Annotated in this window: 16 protein-coding genes; 10 read left to right on the top strand and 6 right to left on the bottom strand. The window is 47.7% G+C overall.

Annotated elements, in window-relative coordinates:
• The first annotated feature begins 31 nt into the window (after positions 1-31).
• The 10 genes from K7I13_RS00205 (at position 32) to K7I13_RS00250 (ending at position 10,170) form a co-directional block, all read left to right on the top strand.
• Positions 32-649: a V-type ATP synthase subunit E gene (locus tag K7I13_RS00205; protein ID WP_255947078.1), complete on the top strand. Its 618-nt coding sequence runs from the start codon at positions 32-34 to the stop codon at positions 647-649.
• Positions 650-653: 4 nt separating this feature from the next.
• Complete coding sequence (locus K7I13_RS00210) at positions 654-1,199, top strand: DUF2764 domain-containing protein (RefSeq protein ID WP_255947080.1); 546 nt, start codon at positions 654-656, stop codon at positions 1,197-1,199.
• Between the two features lie 3 nt (positions 1,200-1,202).
• The gene (locus tag K7I13_RS00215) at positions 1,203-2,972 is read left to right on the top strand and encodes a V-type ATP synthase subunit A (protein ID WP_255947082.1); all 1,770 of its coding nucleotides are present in this window, start codon (positions 1,203-1,205) and stop codon (positions 2,970-2,972) included.
• A gap of 3 nt (positions 2,973-2,975) precedes the next feature.
• A complete protein-coding gene (locus tag K7I13_RS00220; RefSeq protein WP_255947084.1) occupies positions 2,976-4,280 on the top strand; it encodes a V-type ATP synthase subunit B in 1,305 nt (434 codons plus the stop codon).
• A gap of 3 nt (positions 4,281-4,283) precedes the next feature.
• Entirely contained in the window at positions 4,284-4,895 is a 612-nt protein-coding gene (locus K7I13_RS00225; RefSeq protein ID WP_255947086.1) for a V-type ATP synthase subunit D, read from the top strand.
• Complete coding sequence (locus K7I13_RS00230) at positions 4,892-6,754, top strand: V-type ATP synthase subunit I (RefSeq protein ID WP_255947088.1); 1,863 nt, start codon at positions 4,892-4,894, stop codon at positions 6,752-6,754. Before K7I13_RS00225 ends, K7I13_RS00230 begins: the two co-directional genes overlap by 4 nt.
• 9 nt (positions 6,755-6,763) lie before the next feature.
• Complete coding sequence (locus tag K7I13_RS00235) at positions 6,764-7,186, top strand: ATP synthase subunit C-like protein (protein ID WP_255947090.1); 423 nt, start codon at positions 6,764-6,766, stop codon at positions 7,184-7,186.
• Between the two features lie 229 nt (positions 7,187-7,415).
• On the top strand, positions 7,416-8,537 hold the full coding sequence (gene ispG / locus K7I13_RS00240; protein WP_255947092.1) for a (E)-4-hydroxy-3-methylbut-2-enyl-diphosphate synthase: 1,122 nt from the start codon (positions 7,416-7,418) through the stop codon (positions 8,535-8,537).
• Positions 8,534-9,655 (top strand): hypothetical protein, encoded by a 1,122-nt coding sequence (locus K7I13_RS00245; protein ID WP_255947094.1) that lies wholly within the window; start codon positions 8,534-8,536, stop codon positions 9,653-9,655. Before ispG ends, K7I13_RS00245 begins: the two co-directional genes overlap by 4 nt.
• 17 nt (positions 9,656-9,672) lie before the next feature.
• Positions 9,673-10,170 carry a hypothetical protein gene (locus K7I13_RS00250; protein ID WP_255947096.1) on the top strand — a complete coding sequence of 166 codons (498 nt, stop codon included), beginning with the start codon at positions 9,673-9,675 and terminating at the stop codon, positions 10,168-10,170.
• 84 nt (positions 10,171-10,254) lie between these two features.
• Here the strand turns inward: K7I13_RS00250 and K7I13_RS00255 are convergent, their stop codons facing one another.
• From K7I13_RS00255 to K7I13_RS00275, 6 genes are all read right to left on the bottom strand, one after another.
• Positions 10,255-14,937 carry a DEAD/DEAH box helicase gene (locus K7I13_RS00255; RefSeq protein WP_255947098.1) on the bottom strand — a complete coding sequence of 1,561 codons (4,683 nt, stop codon included), beginning with the start codon at positions 14,935-14,937 and terminating at the stop codon, positions 10,255-10,257.
• Between the two features lie 122 nt (positions 14,938-15,059).
• Positions 15,060-15,767 (bottom strand): glycoside hydrolase family 16 protein, encoded by a 708-nt coding sequence (locus K7I13_RS00260; RefSeq protein WP_255947100.1) that lies wholly within the window; start codon positions 15,765-15,767, stop codon positions 15,060-15,062.
• 225 nt (positions 15,768-15,992) lie between these two features.
• Positions 15,993-17,249 carry a response regulator gene (locus tag K7I13_RS15520; protein ID WP_369413772.1) on the bottom strand — a complete coding sequence of 419 codons (1,257 nt, stop codon included), beginning with the start codon at positions 17,247-17,249 and terminating at the stop codon, positions 15,993-15,995.
• On the bottom strand, positions 17,246-18,133 hold the full coding sequence (locus K7I13_RS15525; protein ID WP_369413688.1) for a PAS domain-containing sensor histidine kinase: 888 nt from the start codon (positions 18,131-18,133) through the stop codon (positions 17,246-17,248). The genes K7I13_RS15520 and K7I13_RS15525 overlap by 4 nt, the downstream gene beginning before the upstream one ends.
• 43 nt (positions 18,134-18,176) lie before the next feature.
• Positions 18,177-18,635 (bottom strand): FIST C-terminal domain-containing protein, encoded by a 459-nt coding sequence (locus tag K7I13_RS00270; RefSeq protein WP_255947102.1) that lies wholly within the window; start codon positions 18,633-18,635, stop codon positions 18,177-18,179.
• 59 nt (positions 18,636-18,694) lie between these two features.
• Positions 18,695-19,333 (bottom strand): FIST N-terminal domain-containing protein, encoded by a 639-nt coding sequence (locus K7I13_RS00275; protein WP_255947104.1) that lies wholly within the window; start codon positions 19,331-19,333, stop codon positions 18,695-18,697.
• Positions 19,334-19,447: the final 114 nt, after the last annotated feature.

The following is a 19,447-nucleotide window of genomic DNA, read 5'->3' on the forward strand; positions in this document are numbered from 1 at the left end:
TAAATTCAACAATATTATTTGAGAGGTGATTATGGACGTTCAATTGCAGGAATTGTTAGACAAAATTAAAAAAGACGGTGTGGAAACGGCAGAATCACAGGCCGCCGAAATACTCAAAAACGCCGAAGCAAAAGCAAAGTCGATTGTTGATAAGGCCCAGGAAGAAGCCGATGAAATTGTAAAAAACGGCAAGGCTTCCGCAGACCGTGATGAAAAGGCCGCTGAAGCTGCGGTAAAACAGGCCTCACGGAATGTGCTGATCTCGTTCCGCGACGGTATCCTGTCGGAACTGGATGCGCTTATAAAGACTGAAACGGCAAAGTCCTACAGTACGGATGTTCTTAAGGATCTGATCCCAGAAGTGGTCAAGGCATGGAGTACAAAATCCGGTTCTGATGATATTTCCGTTCTTCTTTCTCCGGCGGACGCTGAAAAACTGGACGGGGCGTTCAAAACACTGCTCAAGAACGAAATAGCCAAAGGTCTTGAAATCCGCACGGACGATTCCGTTGAAGGCGGTTTCCATATCGGGACAAAGGACGGGGCCGCATATTACGACTTCTCAGCTGAAGCCGTCTCGGAGCTTTTCGCCTCTTATCTTAATCCCCGGGTTTCGGATATTGTAAAATCCGCCGCAAAGGAGCTATAGGGCAGTGAGCAGTTATTATTATCTGATGGCCCAGCTTCCGACACTTATGCCGGATACTTCTGCCGGGATATCATATACGTCTTTTATGGCAACCGCCGCGAATTTTCTTTCGCAGAAAGATATGCGTATACTTGAAAACATATCCCTGGAACCGCCGCGTATTCCGGAAAAAACCGGATCGGATGTTGTTGATCAGTGGTACAAAAAAGAACGGGCGCTCCGTCTGTCTCTTGAACGGATACGTTCTTCAAAACTGAAGAGGGAAATATCCTTCGATCCTGATGATGAAAGCAGAATAGGCGATGCCTTTGATACTGTTCAGATTGCGAAAACAGCCGCCGGTTATGATGATCCTCTGGAAGCGGAGCAGTATTTATACCGGACACGCTTTGCGTTTGTCGAACAGCTTGCGTGGAACCGTTTTTTTAATTCTGAAGCGGTTTTCGCATATTGTCTTATGTTGCTCCTTCATGAACGCAGTGACTCTTTCACTGTTGAAGCGGGGCGTGCATCATATTCCACAATTTATAACCAGATTCTTGGAGAATAAAACATGACGGATACAAAAGGTACGGTAGTTGCCATTAACGGCAATATGATAAGTGTCAAATTTGACGGTGTTGTTGCCTTGAATGAGGTCGGTTTTGTACAGGTCGGCGATAAAAAACTGAAAAGTGAAATTATCCGTATCCGCGGAGATATTGCCCAGTTGCAGGTTTTTGAAATTACCAAGGGCATTGCAATTGACGATCCGGTAACCTTTACAGGTGATCTTCTTTCAGTAGAACTTGGGCCGGGACTTCTCGGAAAAGTATATGACGGACTCCAGAACCCGCTGCCTGACCTGGCGGAAAAAGCGGGATACTTTCTGGAGCGGGGAATGTATCTTGATCCCCTTCCTGATGACAGCAAGTGGGATTTTACCCCGGTTGCAAAACCCGGAGATAAGGTCGTCCGCGCGGACACCATAGGAACAGTTCCCGAAGGAAACTTTATTCACCGTATAATGGTTCCCTTTAACATGTACGGAAACTATACGGTAAAGACTATAAAACCGGCGGGGACCTATGCCCTGAAAGACACCATTGCGGAAATTGAGGATGAAAAAGGAAAGGTATTTCCCCTGACTATGAGCTTTAACTGGCCGGTAAAGCGGGCTATCGACTGTTATGCCGAGCGCCTTAAACCGGTTGAAACAATGGTCACAAAGCTCCGGACTATTGATACCTTCTTTCCTGTGGCAAAGGGCGGGACGTATTGTATTCCGGGACCTTTCGGCGCGGGAAAAACCGTACTCCAGCATAATACAAGCCGGAATGCGGAAGTCGATATTGTTATTATCGCAGCCTGCGGTGAACGCGCCGGTGAGGTTGTAGAAACCCTGAAAGAATTTCCGGAACTGATTGATACACGTACCGGACGATCCCTGATGGAACGGACAATTATCATTTGCAATACATCCTCCATGCCGGTCGCGGCCCGCGAAGCTTCGGTATATACCGGCGTAACGCTTGCCGAGTATTACCGCCAGATGGGACTTGATGTTCTGCTGCTCGCGGATTCAACTTCCCGGTGGGCCCAGGCCCTCCGCGAAATGTCCGGACGGCTGGAGGAAATCCCCGGCGAGGAAGCTTTCCCTGCCTATCTGGAATCGTATATAGCGGCCTTTTATGAACGGGCCGGTATTGTCCGGCTGCGTGATGGTACAACCGGTTCAGTCACTATCGGCGGAACTGTTTCTCCTGCGGGCGGTAACTTTGAAGAACCGGTTACCCAGGCGACCCTGAAAGTAGTCGGCGCCTTCCACGGTCTTTCCCGCGAGCGTTCCGACGCCCGGAAATTCCCGGCAATAAACCCGCTCGATTCCTGGTCAAAATATAAAAGCGTCATCAGGTCGGATCTCGTTGAATATGCGCGGAGTTTTCTGCGGCGCGGGACTGAAGTTGAGCAGATGATGAAGGTTGTCGGTGAGGAAGGAACCAGTCTCGATGACTTTATCATATACCTGAAGGGAGACTTCCTTGATGCCGTCTATCTCCAGCAAAACACCTTTGATCCGGTTGATGCGGCTGTCAGTGTGGAACGCCAGAAACACATATTTTCCCTGATACTTGAAATACTCGGATCCGGTTTTGCATTCGAGGAAAAGGATGAAGCCCGGTCATGGTTTAACAAAATAAGGGCTCTCTTCATTGACTATAACTCTTCTAAATGGGAGTCGGCGAGTTTCAAAAAACTTGAAACTCAGATCCGGTCCTCCTTCGAGGAGAAAACGAGCGGCCTTGAACCCGAGGTAAAAAGATTGCTTAAGGAAACGGAGTAGTGTATGAAAAAGGTATACAGCAAGGTTGAATCAATCAATGGTTCCGTTATTACCGTCAAGGCTGATGGAATCAAATATGGTGAACTGGCGGAAATAGACACCGCTTTCGGGACGTCTCTGGCCGAGGTAAATAAGCTGGACGGCGATACCGTTTCTCTCCAGGTATTTGCCGGTGGGCGCGGCGTTTCAACCGGGGATAAAATCAGGTTTCTTGGCGAAGAAATGCGCGTCAGTTTTTCCGATAATGTTCTCGGACGTATTTTCAATGGTTCCGCGGAGCCCCGTGATAAGGGGCCTGCTCTCAGGGATAATCTGGTCCCCATCGGAGGACCTTCGGTTAATCCGTCAAAACGTATTATTGCGAAACGCATGATCCGTACGGGTATCCCCATGATCGATATGTTCAATACCCTGGTCGTTTCCCAGAAACTGCCGATATTCTCGATTTCCGGCGAACCCTATAATGAGCTCCTTGCGCGGATCGCCATGCAGTCCGAGGTTGATATTATTATTCTTGGCGGCATGGGCCTGAAATATGATGATTATCTTTATTTCAAGGATACCCTGGAAAATGCCGGAGCAATGAGCCATACCGTCATGTTCGTTCATACAGCGGCCGATCCGACTGTAGAATGTCTTATGATCCCGGATATGTGTCTCGCTGTCGCCGAACAGTTTGCGCTTCAGGGAAAGGATGTGCTTGTACTCCTTACCGATATGACAAACTTTGCCGACTCATTAAAGGAAATCGCAATTACCCAGGAACAGGTACCGTCAAACCGGGGTTATCCCGGCGATCTGTACAGCCAGCTCGCTTCACGCTATGAAAAAGCCGTTGACTTCGATGACGCCGGTTCCGTTACCATTCTTGCGGTAACAACCATGCCGGGCGATGACGTTACCCATCCTGTTCCGGACAATACCGGATATATAACTGAAGGACAGTTCTATCTTAAAAACGGACGCATTGAACCATTCGGTTCACTGTCCCGTCTGAAGCAGAATGTCAATGGTAAAACCAGGGATGATCACCGCGCGCTTATGGATAATATGATAAAACTGTATTCCTCGTACAAGGATACCCTGGAGAAAAAATCAATGGGCTTCATGATGTCCGAATGGGACAACAAACTGCTCAAATACGGTGTTTTGTTTGAAAACCAGATGATGGATCTTTCAGTAAATATTCCGCTGGAAGATGCGCTCAATGCGGGCTGGAAAATTCTTTCGGACTGTTTTAAACCGGAAGAAACGGGAATCAAATCCGATTTGATTAATAAATACTGGCCAAAACAGAACAGGGACTAATCAATGGCAATAAAGCTGACAAAAAATGAGCTGAAAGCCCAAAAAGAAAGCCTGAAAATGTATCAGCGCTATCTGCCGACTCTTCAGCTTAAAAAACAGCAGCTTCAGACAGAGATCAGGAATATTGAATCCAGGGCAAAAGAGGTCCGCTTCCGAAGGGATGCACTCCATGCAGAATTTGAAAAATGGATTGCCGTTTTCGCCGATGCCGAATCCTTTGCCCCTGATACGGTGCAGGTACTGGAAATACGTACCTCAACTGAAAATATTGCCGGTGTTTCAATACCTGTCTTTGCTGGCGCTGAATTTGAACGGGGGCTGTATAATCTCTATACAACACCGCTATGGGTTGATACCGCATCGGATAAACTCGAGAAAGTACTCAGCCTGGAACTTGAAGCAAATGTACTCGATGAGCAGGTCCGCCTTCTTCAGCAGGAGCTGAGGACGACCAGCCAGCGGGTTAATCTGTTTGAAAAGGTGAAAATACCCGAGGCAAAGAGCAATATAAAAAAGATAAGCGTTTATATAGGCGACCAGCAGGTCGCCGCGGTTGTCCGGGGCAAGATCTCCAAGAAGAATCTTGTAAAAGTGACAGGGGAGGTTGCAGAATGATTGTTCCGATGAAAAAAATCACTCTGGTGGTTCTTGACCGCGAACGGAAACAGGCTCTGACAACTCTCAGGAAAACAGGGGTTCTTCATGTTGAAAAACATGAAGTGTCGACCCAGGACCTGACGGACCTCCAGACAGTGATGTCGAAGCTTGACCAGGCGCACAACACGCTTTCCGAAATAAAAACCGATATAAAAAAAGAGGATTATAAGCCTCTGATGAACAGAGCGGATACACTAAAACTTATTGATCATGTTCTTGAGCTGCGCGACGAACATTCCGCGGTTTTTGAAACCATGTCAAAGGTCGAACGTGATTTTGACCGGCTTGCCTACTGGGGCGAGGTCGATCCCTCAGATTTTGATTATCTTGCTGAAAAGGGCCTGTATCTCTTTCCGTTTGAAATGTCAGTTGCGAGTTATATGGCTTTGCCGGAAACAGTGCGTTCAATTGTGGTAAGCCGCGATAAAAAGGAAATCCGCTGTGTTATCTGGGGCGAGGACGATCTGCTCCATGAGGATATGCCTTCCGGCGCCCGTGAACTCATTCTTCCCGAAAAATCCACGGCTGAGCTGCGCGCTGAGTATGAGAAAGCAGAACAGCGTCTTCCCCATATCAGACAGGAACTGAAGGACCTTATTCCCTATATCAATTCCATTTCGGAACTCAAAAAGGATTTGAACAAGGATATTGAATTCGAAGTTGTGCATTCAGGAATGCCGCTGGTTCCGCTCGGTACCGATGAAACAGACTCAAAGGGGCATGTCGCCTGGCTGACCGGTTTTATCCCCGAGGAAAAGGCTTCCGTTCTGGCGGAAACTGCAAAACAGAACGGCTGGGCGTTCATGGCGACCGACCCGTCTGAAGAGGACAATGTCCCGACCCTTCTCAAAAATAACCGCTTTGTAAATCTGATTTCGCCCCTGACTGATTTTCTGGGGACCGTTCCCGGTTACCGCGAACTCGATATTTCCCTGTGGTTCCTGCTGTTCTTCGGCATCTTCTTTGCCATGATATTCGGGGACGGGGGATACGGCGCTCTGCTGATTCTGATCGCGCTTGGTGTTATTTTCAAGACAAAGGCAAGCCATAAACCGGTGCCGACCGCGCTGTATATGATGCTCTATCTGTCTGTAATGACACTGGTCTGGGGTATTCTTACCTGTACATGGTTCGGTCTGGATCAGAATGTGCTTCCCGCTTTTCTGCGGAATATAGCGCTCCCCGCGTTCTACGGCGGAAATCCCGCGTCGGAGACAAATATCCAGATTTTCTGTTTTACCCTGGGACTGATTCAGATATCCCTGGCGCATGTTATCAATATAATCCGCTACCGTAAATCGCTTAAACTTCTCGGTGATTTCGGGTCCCTGCTGATGTGTGTTGGTATGTTCTTTGTGGTATTGTTTCTTGTCGTTGACGGTGAGAGATTCCCGCTTAATCCGATGGTTATAGTTGCAATCGGACTCGGGTTTGTTCTTAACTTTGTATTTGCCAATTACGAAGGAAGTCTCGGCAAAGGGGTGTTAGAAAGTTCAAAGAATATAATTACCATGCTTCTCGGTGTGGTAAATATGTTCGGCGATATTATGAGTTATATCCGTCTGTGGGCGGTAGGGCTTGCGGGCGGCGCAATCAGTATGACCATCAATACCATGGTTGGACCGTTTATGGGCAGTTTCCTGATGTTTGTCGGTATTTTAATTCTGTTCTTCGGGCACGGATTAAATCTTATTCTGAATGTTCTGTCGGTAATTGTCCACGGTGTACGGTTGAACACCCTGGAATTCTCAAACCATCTCGGTCTGACCTGGTCAGGCTTTAAATATGAACCGTTTTCCGAAGCGGTTAAAAAATAGGAGTTGAATATGAATTTTGGAATGTTTGGTGCAGCGGCAGCTCTGGGAATCGCCGCTATCGGTTCGGCTATCGGTCTTGCTATCGCCGGTCAGGCAACTATCGGGGCATGGAAACGCTGCTACATGAATGATAAACCGGCGCCTTTTATTGTTGTAGCCTTTGCCGGAGCACCTCTTACCCAGACTATATACGGTTTTCTGTTAATGAATTCAATGGTTGATTCGACCAAGGATCCCTGGTATCTGCTCGGGTTGGGGCTTATTTGCGGCGCGGCCCTTGCGATTTCCGCTATCGGACAGGGTAAAGCCGGAGCCGCCGGTTCAGATGCGCTGTGTGAAACCGGAAAGGGTTTTGCCAACTATATTACCGTCGTCGGTCTCTGCGAAACCGTAGCGCTTTTTGCCATGGTTTTCGGTATGATTTCGGTCTGATATACAGGTAAAATTACAGCTGCATACAAAATAATTGCCTTCCGGACGGCTGACTGTCCGGAAGGTTTTACTCAAAAGTCAGAAATCCTTAATTCCAGCAGTCAGTGACTGTTCCGTTCAGAATAAATCCTTACGCGCTTGTCTGAGGTGATTTCAAAGCTAACCGAGTTTTGAAAGTGGTCTACCTATCTGTTTAATTACTGAAGCTTTTTACCGATAATAAAATGATATGTGTGAATTCAAAAAAACACGCCGGATTGCCATAGGAGGGAAGGGTATAACCCGTATTATAGGTATAGGCGGCGACAGTCCGGTTTCCGTGCAAACCATGTGGAAATCATCCCTTATTGGCGCTGATATTCAGGAAATTGCGCGGATTCTCAGCGAGCTTGAAATGCTGGGCTGTGATATTGTCCGTTTCGCAGTTCCTGATATGGAAAGCGCCGATATACTCCTCCGTCTCGCTGAAATCACACCCATGCCTCTTGTGGCGGATATTCATTTTGATTACCGGCTGGCGCTCCGCTGTCTTGATGGAAATATTGCGAAAATCCGCATAAATCCGGGTAATATCGGCAGCCGGGAGCGTGTGAAAAGCGTAGCCGGGAAAGCCCGGGATACGGGGACCCCGATCCGAATAGGCGTTAATTCAGGCTCTCTGCCTAAAGATTTGCAGGAGCGTATTGAATCGGTCAGGCGGAGTGCCGGCGATGTGCTTCAGGCGAGGTCTGCCGCACTGACGGAGACTGCCGAAAGGGAAGTTGCGGTCTTCGATGAACTAGATTTTTCTGATATAATTGTTTCAATGAAAGCCTCTTCCGTAGGCGAGACCATCCGGAGCAACCGTGAATTTGCCTCGAAACATGATATACCGCTCCATCTGGGCGTAACCGAAGCAGGCCCGGTAATTTCAGGCGTGGTAAAAAGTACTATTGCCTTCAGCCGTTTACTGGAAGATAATATAGGTGCAACCGTGCGGGTAAGCCTTTCCGATTCAATGGAAAACGAGGTTATTGCCGGACGTGAAATCCTGGCTGAATGCGGAAAACGCAATGGAGGCGTCCGTATTATTTCCTGCCCGCGCTGCGGACGGAACGGCTTTGATGTTCATTCTTTTGTTAACCGCTGGCAGAAAAAACTGCTCGGTCTTGATAAAAATATTACGGTTGCTGTCATGGGCTGTGTTGTAAACGGACCCGGCGAAGGAAAACATGCCGATATTGGAATTACCGGTGCGGGCGATACGGTGATAGTATTCCGCAAGGGAAAAACAGTCAGAACCATCAGAGTTGAACCCGGCGATACGGCCGGTGTTGATGCGGTGTTTGAGGAGGAACTGGGATTATTATGAAAAAGATTCTTTTTACCCTTTTGGGTTTATGTTTTTTTTCAGCTGCGGCTTTTGCGGCCCCTGTTATATTTGAAACCGCCAGCGGACGGACTGTCTGGCAGATAATGGAACAGGCTGAAATAGCCTTTGAAAAGGGTGAACTGGGAGAATCCCTGGCGCTGGCTGAAAATGCCCGCATCCGGCATACGGAGTCTGTTCAGCATGTTATTTCATTAATCAATAACGCTCTCGGTTCGCGCGAAGTCCAAAGGGCAGGCGATGATATAAATCTGGTATATGCTGTTCTGCAAACCCGGAATGAAACAGAGGTAACAGATGCCCTTGATGCAGTTTTTCTGAAGTATCCAGCGCGGAGTTTTTCCAACTCAATGAAAAATCTGTCCGACTGGCTGCAAAAGCGGCTTGTCTATCCTGAAGCCGACATGCTTGTCGCGAGAATATATGAGGCCGAGGGTGAGTATCCGCTTGCTCTCTCATTTTATGAATCAGCCTGGCAGAACAGGGACTTTCTTGATATTCCCGAAACAAAATTCCGGATCGCCTATTCCATGGCTGATATCTCCTATAATATGGGCAATTATGGCGCCCGTGAAAAATATCTTCTGCTCGTTCTGATGGATGATCCTGTATTCGGACAGCCGGGAAATGAGAGCGGAATTCTCAGGGCAATGATGCGTACTGTCCAGACAGAAAAAAATATCGATAAGTTTTTTCTGTTATACCGCCATTCCAACATAAATGCTCTCAAGGCATATCAGGACCTGACCTCGTTTTATTTGTATGATTCTGAGAAAAGGCTTGACAGGGCGTTCCCGGTCGCTGTCCTTGCCGCCTGTGTTTCACTCACTGCAATGACGGAGGCTATAAAACTTGTCGACCCTGAGTATGTGTACACTAACTTTGCGGACGCCATGGACCGTTCCGGCAGAAATTACAGGATTTCCGAATGGATTGCCCGTGAAAAGATACTGGATTCATTTTTGCTCCTTGCCTCTGTTTTATCGGAAAGAGGTGAAATTGAGCAGGCGAGATCGATCTGGTCGACCCTTATGATTTATTGCGCTGAAAAAACAGTTGCCGAAAAAGCCGCCGGCGAACTCGGCATTATATTGAATTAACTACAGGTGGGGTTTTTATGAAAAAGAAAATATGTATTCTGGCAATGGCAATCCTTATTTTTTCCGCTGCAGGAGCATACTCGTTCGGGATTGGCATTCAATTTAACGGTAATGCTTCCGATGTTTTTTCTCCCGGGATAGCCATTTCATTCTGTCCTTCCAAAATGGCCCATCTTTCGTTTAACTGGAATTTTGCTGAGGACCTTAATATAATCGGACTCACTGCTGATTTTATGGCTTTTAATCCAAAAATCTTATCCTTTTCACACGGGTCCCTGAATTTCCTTTTCGGTGCCGGATTATACGGAAATCTTGTTTTCTCTTCTGAAGAAGTCGATTTGAATTTCGGCGTACGTTTTCCCGTCGGGCTGAATCTTTTCCTGGCAGGGGAAGTATTCGAAATATTCGCCCATGTCGCGCCTTCAATTGGTTTGCGTTTTTATCCGAATTTCGGCGCTGATAAAATTTTCTTTCCGATAGCGGTCGGTATCCGATTGTGGATCGGCAGATCATAACTGGTTCCGTAAAAGGAGATGCAAAACGCATCTCCTTTTTTCAGCGCAAATGCTTTCAAAATAATCTGAATGCCTGCCGTTTTTTCACCATAAGATGAGTCGATCCCGGCTTATTTCAAAGCCAAGGCCCTGCAGGACCCGTGTATACGGATTGTCTGCGGCCGGTTCCCCATTGACCGTTTCAATTAATACTTTCCGTTCCGGATACACTGTCCGTGTACGGGGGACACGGAGAAAAGAAAGAATTTCTTTTATTTCGATGTCCTCCGGAGAAACAAAAACCCGCAGCTCCTTTCCGTTCCGGGTTGAGACTGCCGCAAGTTCCGGCCCTCTGAAGCAGAGTCTGTTTGCGGCGAGACGCGACGGCAGGTTTTCATCAAGCCCTTCGGCCATGCCCGCAGGGTTTGCCGGATCACAGGCATTTATCCAGAATATTCTTTTTTCAGAATCACAGGCGGTGAGTTCTTCCGCTATACCGGGATGGGCAAACTGAAGGGAATTTATTCCGTCGAAGAATCTGCCTGCAACGAGTTCTCCTGAAAGTTCCAGACGCCTCATTACCGGGATGAGTTTTCCCCAGGAAAGGGCAGGCTCTTCCCGTTCAAGAAAGGGCCTGCACAGTATTCCCCAGCGTCTGATTAACAGGCGGACCCGGTCACGCTCAAGTTCTTCTTCATCCAGCGGATCAAAAGAAGAGGCCTGCAATCCGTCTGTTGCAAGCGAAAACCATTTACCCTCAACAGGCTTGCCCGCTTTCCAGCGGTCTCTGAGGGCGCGCGGTACATTTCTCCGTTTGCCCGGGATATATGGAGCTTCTCCGGCCGTTTCCGGATGTGAATCCGCGGCAAAGCCCGCGACCAGTCCTTTTCTTACCGGTTCCCATGTATCGGCAGTCAGCCGTCCGGCCCAGGCTTCCTTCCATATTTCGTCAGTAGTCCCGGAAATATCAAGACCCGAATCATCTTTCAGTTCCCAGAAGTCTCGGGGCCGGGACGAGTCCGCAAAGTAATCGGGACCTCCTGGCCGTTCGGGAAGAACAAGATCAAGGTCTTCGGGCGAACAGAATCCTGCCCTGACTTCACCAGTACCAAACCAGACCAGATTTCCCGAATGAAGTTCGGCGTCAAGAAGCTCAGGCCGGTAGGACGGCAGCCGGGCAGGGAAAAAGTCCGTTTCCCACAGCCTGGCCGGAGCGGAGACGCAGGACAGTTTTTCCCAGGGTTTATCCGTATGCTGCAGGATTCCCTGCCTCAGTGCGAGATAGACAGGAAGAAGGGACGCAGGTCTGGGCTGTATATCCGGACGGGCGCGTTTTCTTGACAGCCGTAAAAGAAGTTCAAGGTTTTCACGGTCACAGACAAGTTCACCCGCGGAGAAAGATTCTTCTCCGGTTTTTTTCGCGCTATCTGCCGAAACCTGCACATTTCTTACAAGGTCGCCGTTTTCTTCCAGAGCCGAGGCCGCGTCTTCCGCCTCGGCCTCGGTAACGCCGAATATCTGTGCAATATGCGAAATGAACACAGGGCCTTCATACCTGAGCCACTCGTCAAGGAACGCAAGGGGTTCCTCCTGCCATATATCGGCGCGTTCAATGTGGATGATTGAGGGTATCGATGAACCCTTTCGTGTGGTTTCAACCAGATTTCCGCTGAGACTGTGATCAGCTTCCCAGATTTCTGCAAGTCCGGGATCCGTATTTTCAAGCAGCTCTTTCCATTCATCCGCGGGAATCGCGATTCTTTCCTTGACCCATTCTGAAAGTTCGAGGACTGTTTCCGGTGACCAGTCCGGCAGTTCCCGTCTCAGGCGGGCAGTAAAATCCGAAACAATGGAGGCAGGAATTGCCGGCCGCAGCCTTGCGTTCCCGATTGCATCATTTATTACCTGGTCGCTCAGTGATGAGCCTCGAAGTTCGGGACGGTCATCAGTGTCATACAGGAGCTTGTTTGTCTCCTTCCAGACCATATCAAGGGCGAAAGGGCTTGGCTCGCGGGTATTAAAAAAATGTACGGAAACTGAACCGTCAGCGATTTCACTGCAAAAGTCGTTAAATCCGTTCATATCAAACTGGTCGGTAAGGCAGCTTCTCCAGGCCTCGGCAATGGCGGGAAAATCACCGTAACCGGATACGGCGTCAAAAAGCCGTTTTGCCCGCTGCCTCATTATCCATAGAGGCGTCCGTCTTCCGAAGCCGGCCTTGGGCAAAAGCATGGAACGTTCGGCGGCCTCCCTGAATGCGGCTCCAAACACTCCGGACGATTCAAAACGGGCATAGAACTGTTTTTGCCTGATATTGCTGTCCCCGATTTTCTGGAGAGCATTCCGCACGGCTTGCTCAGCGGAAATTTCCTGGAGCCGGGGAAGTATTACAAGAATGGCATTGTCATCCGGTATTGTTTCGACCCTGAGATTAAGCGATTCTTCAAGCTGTCCGGCAAGGGCCATGGAAAGCGGATAATTGACTGCGCCGCCGCGGAAGGTGTGCAGGACAACTGAGATCATATCCCCTTTGTTCAGAGCGTCTTCGATAATTTCAATGGCAAGCGAGTCTCTTCCTGAAAGAGGAACATTCTGGATATCTTTCTGGGCTTCCAGAAAACGTTTCAGAGAAAAAAGGGTATCTTCCGTCAGGGCCGAATCCGCAAAAGCCTCGCCCGAATAAATTCCATTTCTGGCGCTGTCGAGAATTTTCAGCATACGCTCCACCAGAACAGGGCTGCGGTACACCGCTTCGGCCCTCCAGAAAGGGACGAAATCGGCGGGACGTTCCAGGGATACAACTTCGACAGCTTCCGATCCGATTGCCACAATCCGCCATGAATGGGTCCCGAATGAAAAACTGTCTCCAGTTCTGCGTTCCCAGACAAACTCTTCATCGAGTTCGCCTATCTTTGTTCCGTTGGGCAGACGAAGGGAATAGCTCCCCCTGTTTGCTATCACACCTCCCGAAGAATATAAGGAGAGGAGGACTCCGTCGGAAGCCGTAAGCAGACCGGTTTTCGCGTCGATATACAGACGCGGTTTCAGGTCCCTGAGCCTGCTTGATGAATACCTACCCGCAAGCATCTGGACAACCCGGTCATAGGCAGGTCTGCCCAGATTTTCGAAAGGCAGGAAACCCCTGAGCAGATTATAAAGTTCATCTGCGTTTCTCGGGGCCTCCGTGCAGAGGGCAAGAATAATCTGGGCAAGAATATCCAGAGGGTTTTCTATTACGGCTGTTTTTTCAATTTCCCTGTCCCTGATCGCTCCCGCAAGGGCAACGCCGGTGAGAAGATCATTTCCGTGAAAGGGAACAAGTCGCCCATAACTTGTTTTTCCGACCCCGTGTCCGGAACGTCCGATCCGCTGCAGCGCTACCGATGAGGAATTTGGCGAACCCGCAAGAATAACCTCATCCACGCTGCCTATATCTATACCAAGCTCAAGAGACCCTGTTGCCACAACGCAGGGAAGGCGTCCTTCCGCAAGTCTGATTTCGACTGCCCTCCTGACTTCCTTTGAAAGTGAACCGTGATGGGCAAAGGCAACCGTTTCACCGAATCGCTCATTCAGCAGAAAAGCGATCCGTTCCGCGCGGCGCCTTGCGTCAGTGAATACGAGAGTGGTTCTGTTTTTCTGTATTCTGCCGGCAATAATATCTATCAGAGCAATATAACGGGCGCCGTAGCGTACATTAACGGTCTTTACTTTTTTTCCGTTTTTTTCTTTTCTCTCTCCGGCCGCATCGGACTGCTGTCCGGATTGTACATGTTCTCCGGCATCTTTATGTTCATGATACGATGAGTCATCGTATCCGTCCTTATCATTTGTGTATATATTTTCAATATCATGTGTATAATACGATGGTTCATCGTATTTTGCTTTATTGTGTCCGGATGATTCTTCCGTATCCGTATTTTCCTGATCAGGCCTGCCGCCGGGCGATGTGTATGAATTTCCGGTTTTATGTGTATGATACGATGCGCTATCGTATTCCTTTTGAATTTCCGTACTGTTTGCCGGTCCGGGAAGGGTTCCTGAGGGATATTCTATGATAAAGTCGATCCGCTTCCCGGAAGGAGGGGCGACAATACATACGTTCCGCGGTTCATACGATCCTTGGTTGCCTGATCCGGAAGGTTTCAGTCCTCCTGCAAAACGGGCTGCGGCTTCGGGCGGATTGACGGTTGCGGAAAGAGCTACCCGCTGGAATTCTCCGGAAACCAGTGACAGCCTGGCAAGCTGACACGCAAGGAAAGATCCGCGTTTTGTTCCGAGAACAGAATGTATTTCATCAAGGACCACATACTGGAGGTGTGAAAGAATTGTTCTTGATTTCGGGTTCAAAAGAAGTATGGCAAGACTCTCCGGGGTCAGGGCTAGTATTCCGGGCGGTTTTGACAGAAAGCGTCTCCGCTCCGTTTGCGTGGTATCGCCTGAGCGGGTATCGACCCGGATGTCCGGAAAAAAAACTCCTTCTTCCTGAAAACGCCCGCTCAGTGATTCGAGCGGTTCCAGAAGATTTCTCCGTATGTCTTCATTCAGTGCCTTCAGAGGAGAAATGTAAAGTACGGACAAAACCCCGGGTTTATATGTTCCGTCAGCAAAGCGGGAAAGGGCAACCAGAAATGCCGCAAGGGTTTTTCCGCTTCCTGTCGGTGCGAGCGCGAGAACATGCCTGTTTTCCGCTATAAGCGGCCATGCCTGGGCCTGTACTTCAGTGGGATTGCCATAGGTTTCGGAAAACCATGTCCTGACTAGAGGGTGCAGTGTTTCCGGCAGCATACCGATTCTCCTTTTTGCCTGCTATCCGTGTTTGTAAAAGCGGACATAATCAATAATAAACTCAGCTGGATAAAAAGCCGGCCTGTCTGCGGTTTTTCCATCCCGGGGAATTTCATATATATTCAGCATATACTGCATAGGGTAGGAGGGGCTTTGTTTTGAAGTATATACCGCCTTGTTATCGATATAGAAGGCTGTCCCCCGGGCGTCCAGTCTGCCCCGTAAATATGGAAGTCCGCCGCATTGATCGGGAATTCCTGCTCGAAGAATTCGTCATGTATTTCAGGATCTCCGAAAGGATGAATGCCGTATCCGATTATGGAGCTGCATTTTCCTGCATTTCCTCCCTTTAATTCAAAAATGCAGATTTCAGCCGAGTGTTCCGGTTTATCCTCAAAGCCTATCATCCAGAATGCGCAGACATTTTCAGGGTCTGGAGAACCTTTGCATCTGATTTCCGTATATCCGTATTGGGGTGTGAACAGTTTTTTTTCCTGCTGGAATTCACGCACGGCGCAGTCTTTTGAAAAACAGTGCTGCCCTGCCGGACTGCCGGCGGGGCCGGAAAAAACGCCGGTCTGAAGTCCGCTGACTTTTACACCCCCGTTAAATTCAGGACACCAGGGCTTCTGATCAGCGGTGATTTGTAATACCAGATTATTGCCGCGGAAACAGTAGCGGGCTTTCGAATTTTTTCTGCTGCTCCACTGCGGCAGATAATAAGGGAGCCATTTTTTTTCATCAAGTATACCTGAATCAAATTCATCATTAAAAACCGGCAGGCATCCCTTTTTTTCAGGAGGATTTGCGGGAAAGTCTTCCGTCGGCATGCTGTTTTCTCCCTGCTGTTTTCAAATACAAAATTTCTTTTCCGGAGAATCTGCGGAAAAAGAGTTTTGCCGGATCTATCGGACGGTATTATACATTTCCTCCCGAACGAACCGCTCCGTGAAGTAACAACGCGGCCTGCGCGGAGAAGGTTATTGCTTTTTAATTATAATGAAGTTTGGACTTTCTGTATACGGACGGAAAACGACATATATTCCGGGGATTTTTCAGACCCTCCGGCGCAGATGCTTTTTCAGCCTGTCAATCACTTCTTCAATATTTAGAGGTTTCCCCACATGGTCATTCATTCCGGCGGCAAGGCACTTTTCAATATCTTCACGGAATACATTGGCGGTCATTGCTATGATGGGGATTGTTTTCGCCTCGGGAATATCAAGCGAACGTATCTGACGGGTCGCTTCATACCCGTCTTTTTCGGGCATATGAATATCCATTAAAATCAGATCATAGAGGCCGGGATCAGCCGTGAATTTTTCACAGGCAATGGCACCATTCTGTGCAGTATCAATTATGAGACCCATCGGCTCAAGAAGAGCGTTTACTATTTCGCAGTTTATTTCTATATCTTCCGCGAGAAGAATGCGGTTGCCGGCAAAATATCCGGTATAATCAGGAGCATTATTATTGATTTCAATCTCAGGTTTTCTTTCCGATACTCCGGTGCATTCGTTAATGCAGTCGGCTATGAGCGAGGAAAACAGCGGTTTGGAAATAAATCTGTCTACTCCGGCGGATGTTGCTTCTTTTTCAATAGTGGTCCACTCCGCTGCCGAAATCATAATGACTATGGCATTGTCACTGTAATATTCCCTGATTTTTTTTGTGAGTTCAATTCCGTCCATTCCCGGCATTTTCCAGTCAACAAAAATGACATTGAACGGCGGCCCCGGATTGTCCGCTATAAGCGCGTAGGCTTCATTTCCGTCTGCGGCGACTGCGCAGGCAAAACCGAGCGCCTGCGCAGTATTGAGGAAGTATTCGCGGATGTCCGCGGAATCATCCACAACCAGAACGCGGAGATTTCGTTTATCAACGGTTTTATGATTTGTGTGCCGGTGGTCTCCGGTTCCGGTTTCCACTGTAATAGTGAACCCGAATGTTGCTCCTTTTCCTTCTTCGGATTCCATCCAGATGGTTCCGCCCATCATTTCAATAATGTTTTTTGATATGGCAAGTCCGAGTCCTGTTCCGCCGTACTTACGGGAAATTCCCCCGTCTGCCTGTTCAAAAGAACGGAAAAGATTTTTCTGCTGTTCCTTTGAAATGCCGATACCGGAATCCGTTACCTTTACTTTCAGAGTGCATGACTCCGGATCTTCATGTACATTTTCCGCGGACAAAATTATAGTTCCGTTTTCCGGTGTGAATTTTACGGCATTTGATAAAAAGTTTGTAATAACCTGCGCAAAGCGCTGTTCATCGGAAATTATATAGGCAGGAATATTTCTGTCGATTCTGATTATGAAGTTCTGTTTTTTTCATCCACGCGGAAATTAATCACGTTCACTGTTTTCATCAGCATTTTTTCAAAACTGAATTCAGCGTAAGACAGTATGAATTTATTTGCTTCTATTTTAGACATGTCCAGAATATCGTTGATGACTCCCAGAAGATGGCTGGAAGCTTCGCTTATTTTATCAAGGCAATATTCTTTTTTTGCCGCGTCCCTGGTCGATTTCGCAATATTTGTCATGCCGATTATTGCATTCATCGGCGTGCGCATTTCATGGGACATGGTCGCAAGAAAATCTGATTTAGCGGTACTCGCTTTTTCCGCCTGCTCCTTTGCCTGCAGCACGTCTGTTACGTCATGAAAGAGGGCCATTGCCCCTTCAACTTCACCGGTCTCATCAACCATCGGAGTAAAATGAATAGTGTAATTTCTAGGGTTATTGTCTCTGCCGATATCGGCGACTTCATCAAGTATAACGCTTTGTTTTTTCTTCATTGATCTCTGGAAGATTTTTTGTATATGGTCTGCCCACTTGGAATCGGAAAACTGTTCAAAAACTTCTTTGTAGTAACGGCCGTTTATAAGTCCGAAGTTTTTTATATGCGCCCTTTTCAGAAACGCGTCCGTGCAGTAGGCAAAGCGTCCGTTCTGGTCAAAAAGGATTATTATATCAGGACAGTTCTCAAGCAGCAAATTCATGTATTTTTCCTGCTTCAGTTTTTCAGCGTCAATTACGGCGGCCACGTTTGATTTGGCGACAGCTGTCATTTTGTTTCTTTCAAGAAGGGCCTGAAGATAGGATATTTGCCGTGACAGTTTTTTGTTTTCCCTGCGCAGTCCGGCAAGCTCGTCTTCGGGGTTTTGGGCAGTCACTTTTTCTATTTTATCGTCCATAATTTTTTACCCCAACCTGGAGGAAATTTTCTCCAGTGCAGATTCAGAAAACACAGGCAATAAAGGTATTATTATGAAAACGGTTAACCAGATTGCCGTCTTCAGTATACACCGGACATATTTCACCGCCGGAATAACTGAAATGATAGGGAACAGAAGACTGTATTTTTTCACTGACCGTTTCCATTTCAGCCAGAGCGTCCGCGCCAAGAGCGAGATTGCGGGCAAGGCAGGAAAAAATCAGGAGTCCTTCCTTTTTGTCCGTATGCAAAACAGTCTCGACAGTTTCCGTTGTTGTGCCGATTACATCTTCATAATCTATGGAACCGATTGCGAGTGTTGCGTTAACAGGCATTTCTCCGCCGCAGGCCGCGTAACCTTCAGTTGTAATTGCGTAGATCGCGCGCGCGATTGGTTTTGTGCCGTCATTATAGTCAATAACAAAAGGAATCGCATTTGTGCCTTCAACTCCATAATCGGTCATCAGTCCAAGAGACTGCAAATATTCTATAACCGGAATACCATTTACTTTTTTCAGAATACTTCCGTCAGAGTCTGTTATTATTGCCCGCTGTTTCTGGATTTTCTTTTCGGAAATGGAAGCAATAAAAATCTGGGATTTATATCGCCAAACACAAGTATTAAAACAAGACGGTCCTTGAATGCTTCCCCATTATAAATTGTCTGGGCGTCGTGGTAATCGATATTGTGATCAAGGGCTACTGTCCCGAAGTTCGGAACGTTGCCCGATATGGAATTCAAAACAGATACTATATGGTCGCCCGCTACATGTCTTACAAGAGGCGCAAAGGTAATTAGCATGGCCGGTTTTTTATCTGCTGCTGAAGCTGCTTCCGCATATGCCCTCGAGAGAGGCTCCATTTGCTCATTAACAATAGAGTCGGAAACGACTGTAGAAAAGGATACATCATCGCTTGTCAAAACAGATACACAGAGCATCATCTGCCCGAAAACACTGCTTCCTGCATTGCCTATGGTAGTAGTACCAGCCACATCAAAGGGGAGCTTTTCACACAGGGCCTTTACAACTCCGGTATCAATAAATTCCGAATAACAGGTAAGAATCCCAACCGAATTTTTACACTGGTTATTTTTCAGGTCCAACTGGTCAAGAATTTCAGATACAGCCAGATCAACATCATCAATTTCATTGGTACAGGCAGTCAGAGTTTTTATCACAGCAGCGCAACCTCCGGTATCTTTTATACTCTTTAAGTTACGTTTTCTGATATAAAGAATTAGTCAATTCTTTATATCAGAAAACGTATAATCGGAAATAGCCAAATAATCTAA

Origin of the sequence: Brucepastera parasyntrophica, assembly GCF_022376835.1 — a bacterium.
GTDB lineage: Bacteria > Spirochaetota > Spirochaetia > Treponematales > Treponemataceae > Brucepastera > Brucepastera parasyntrophica.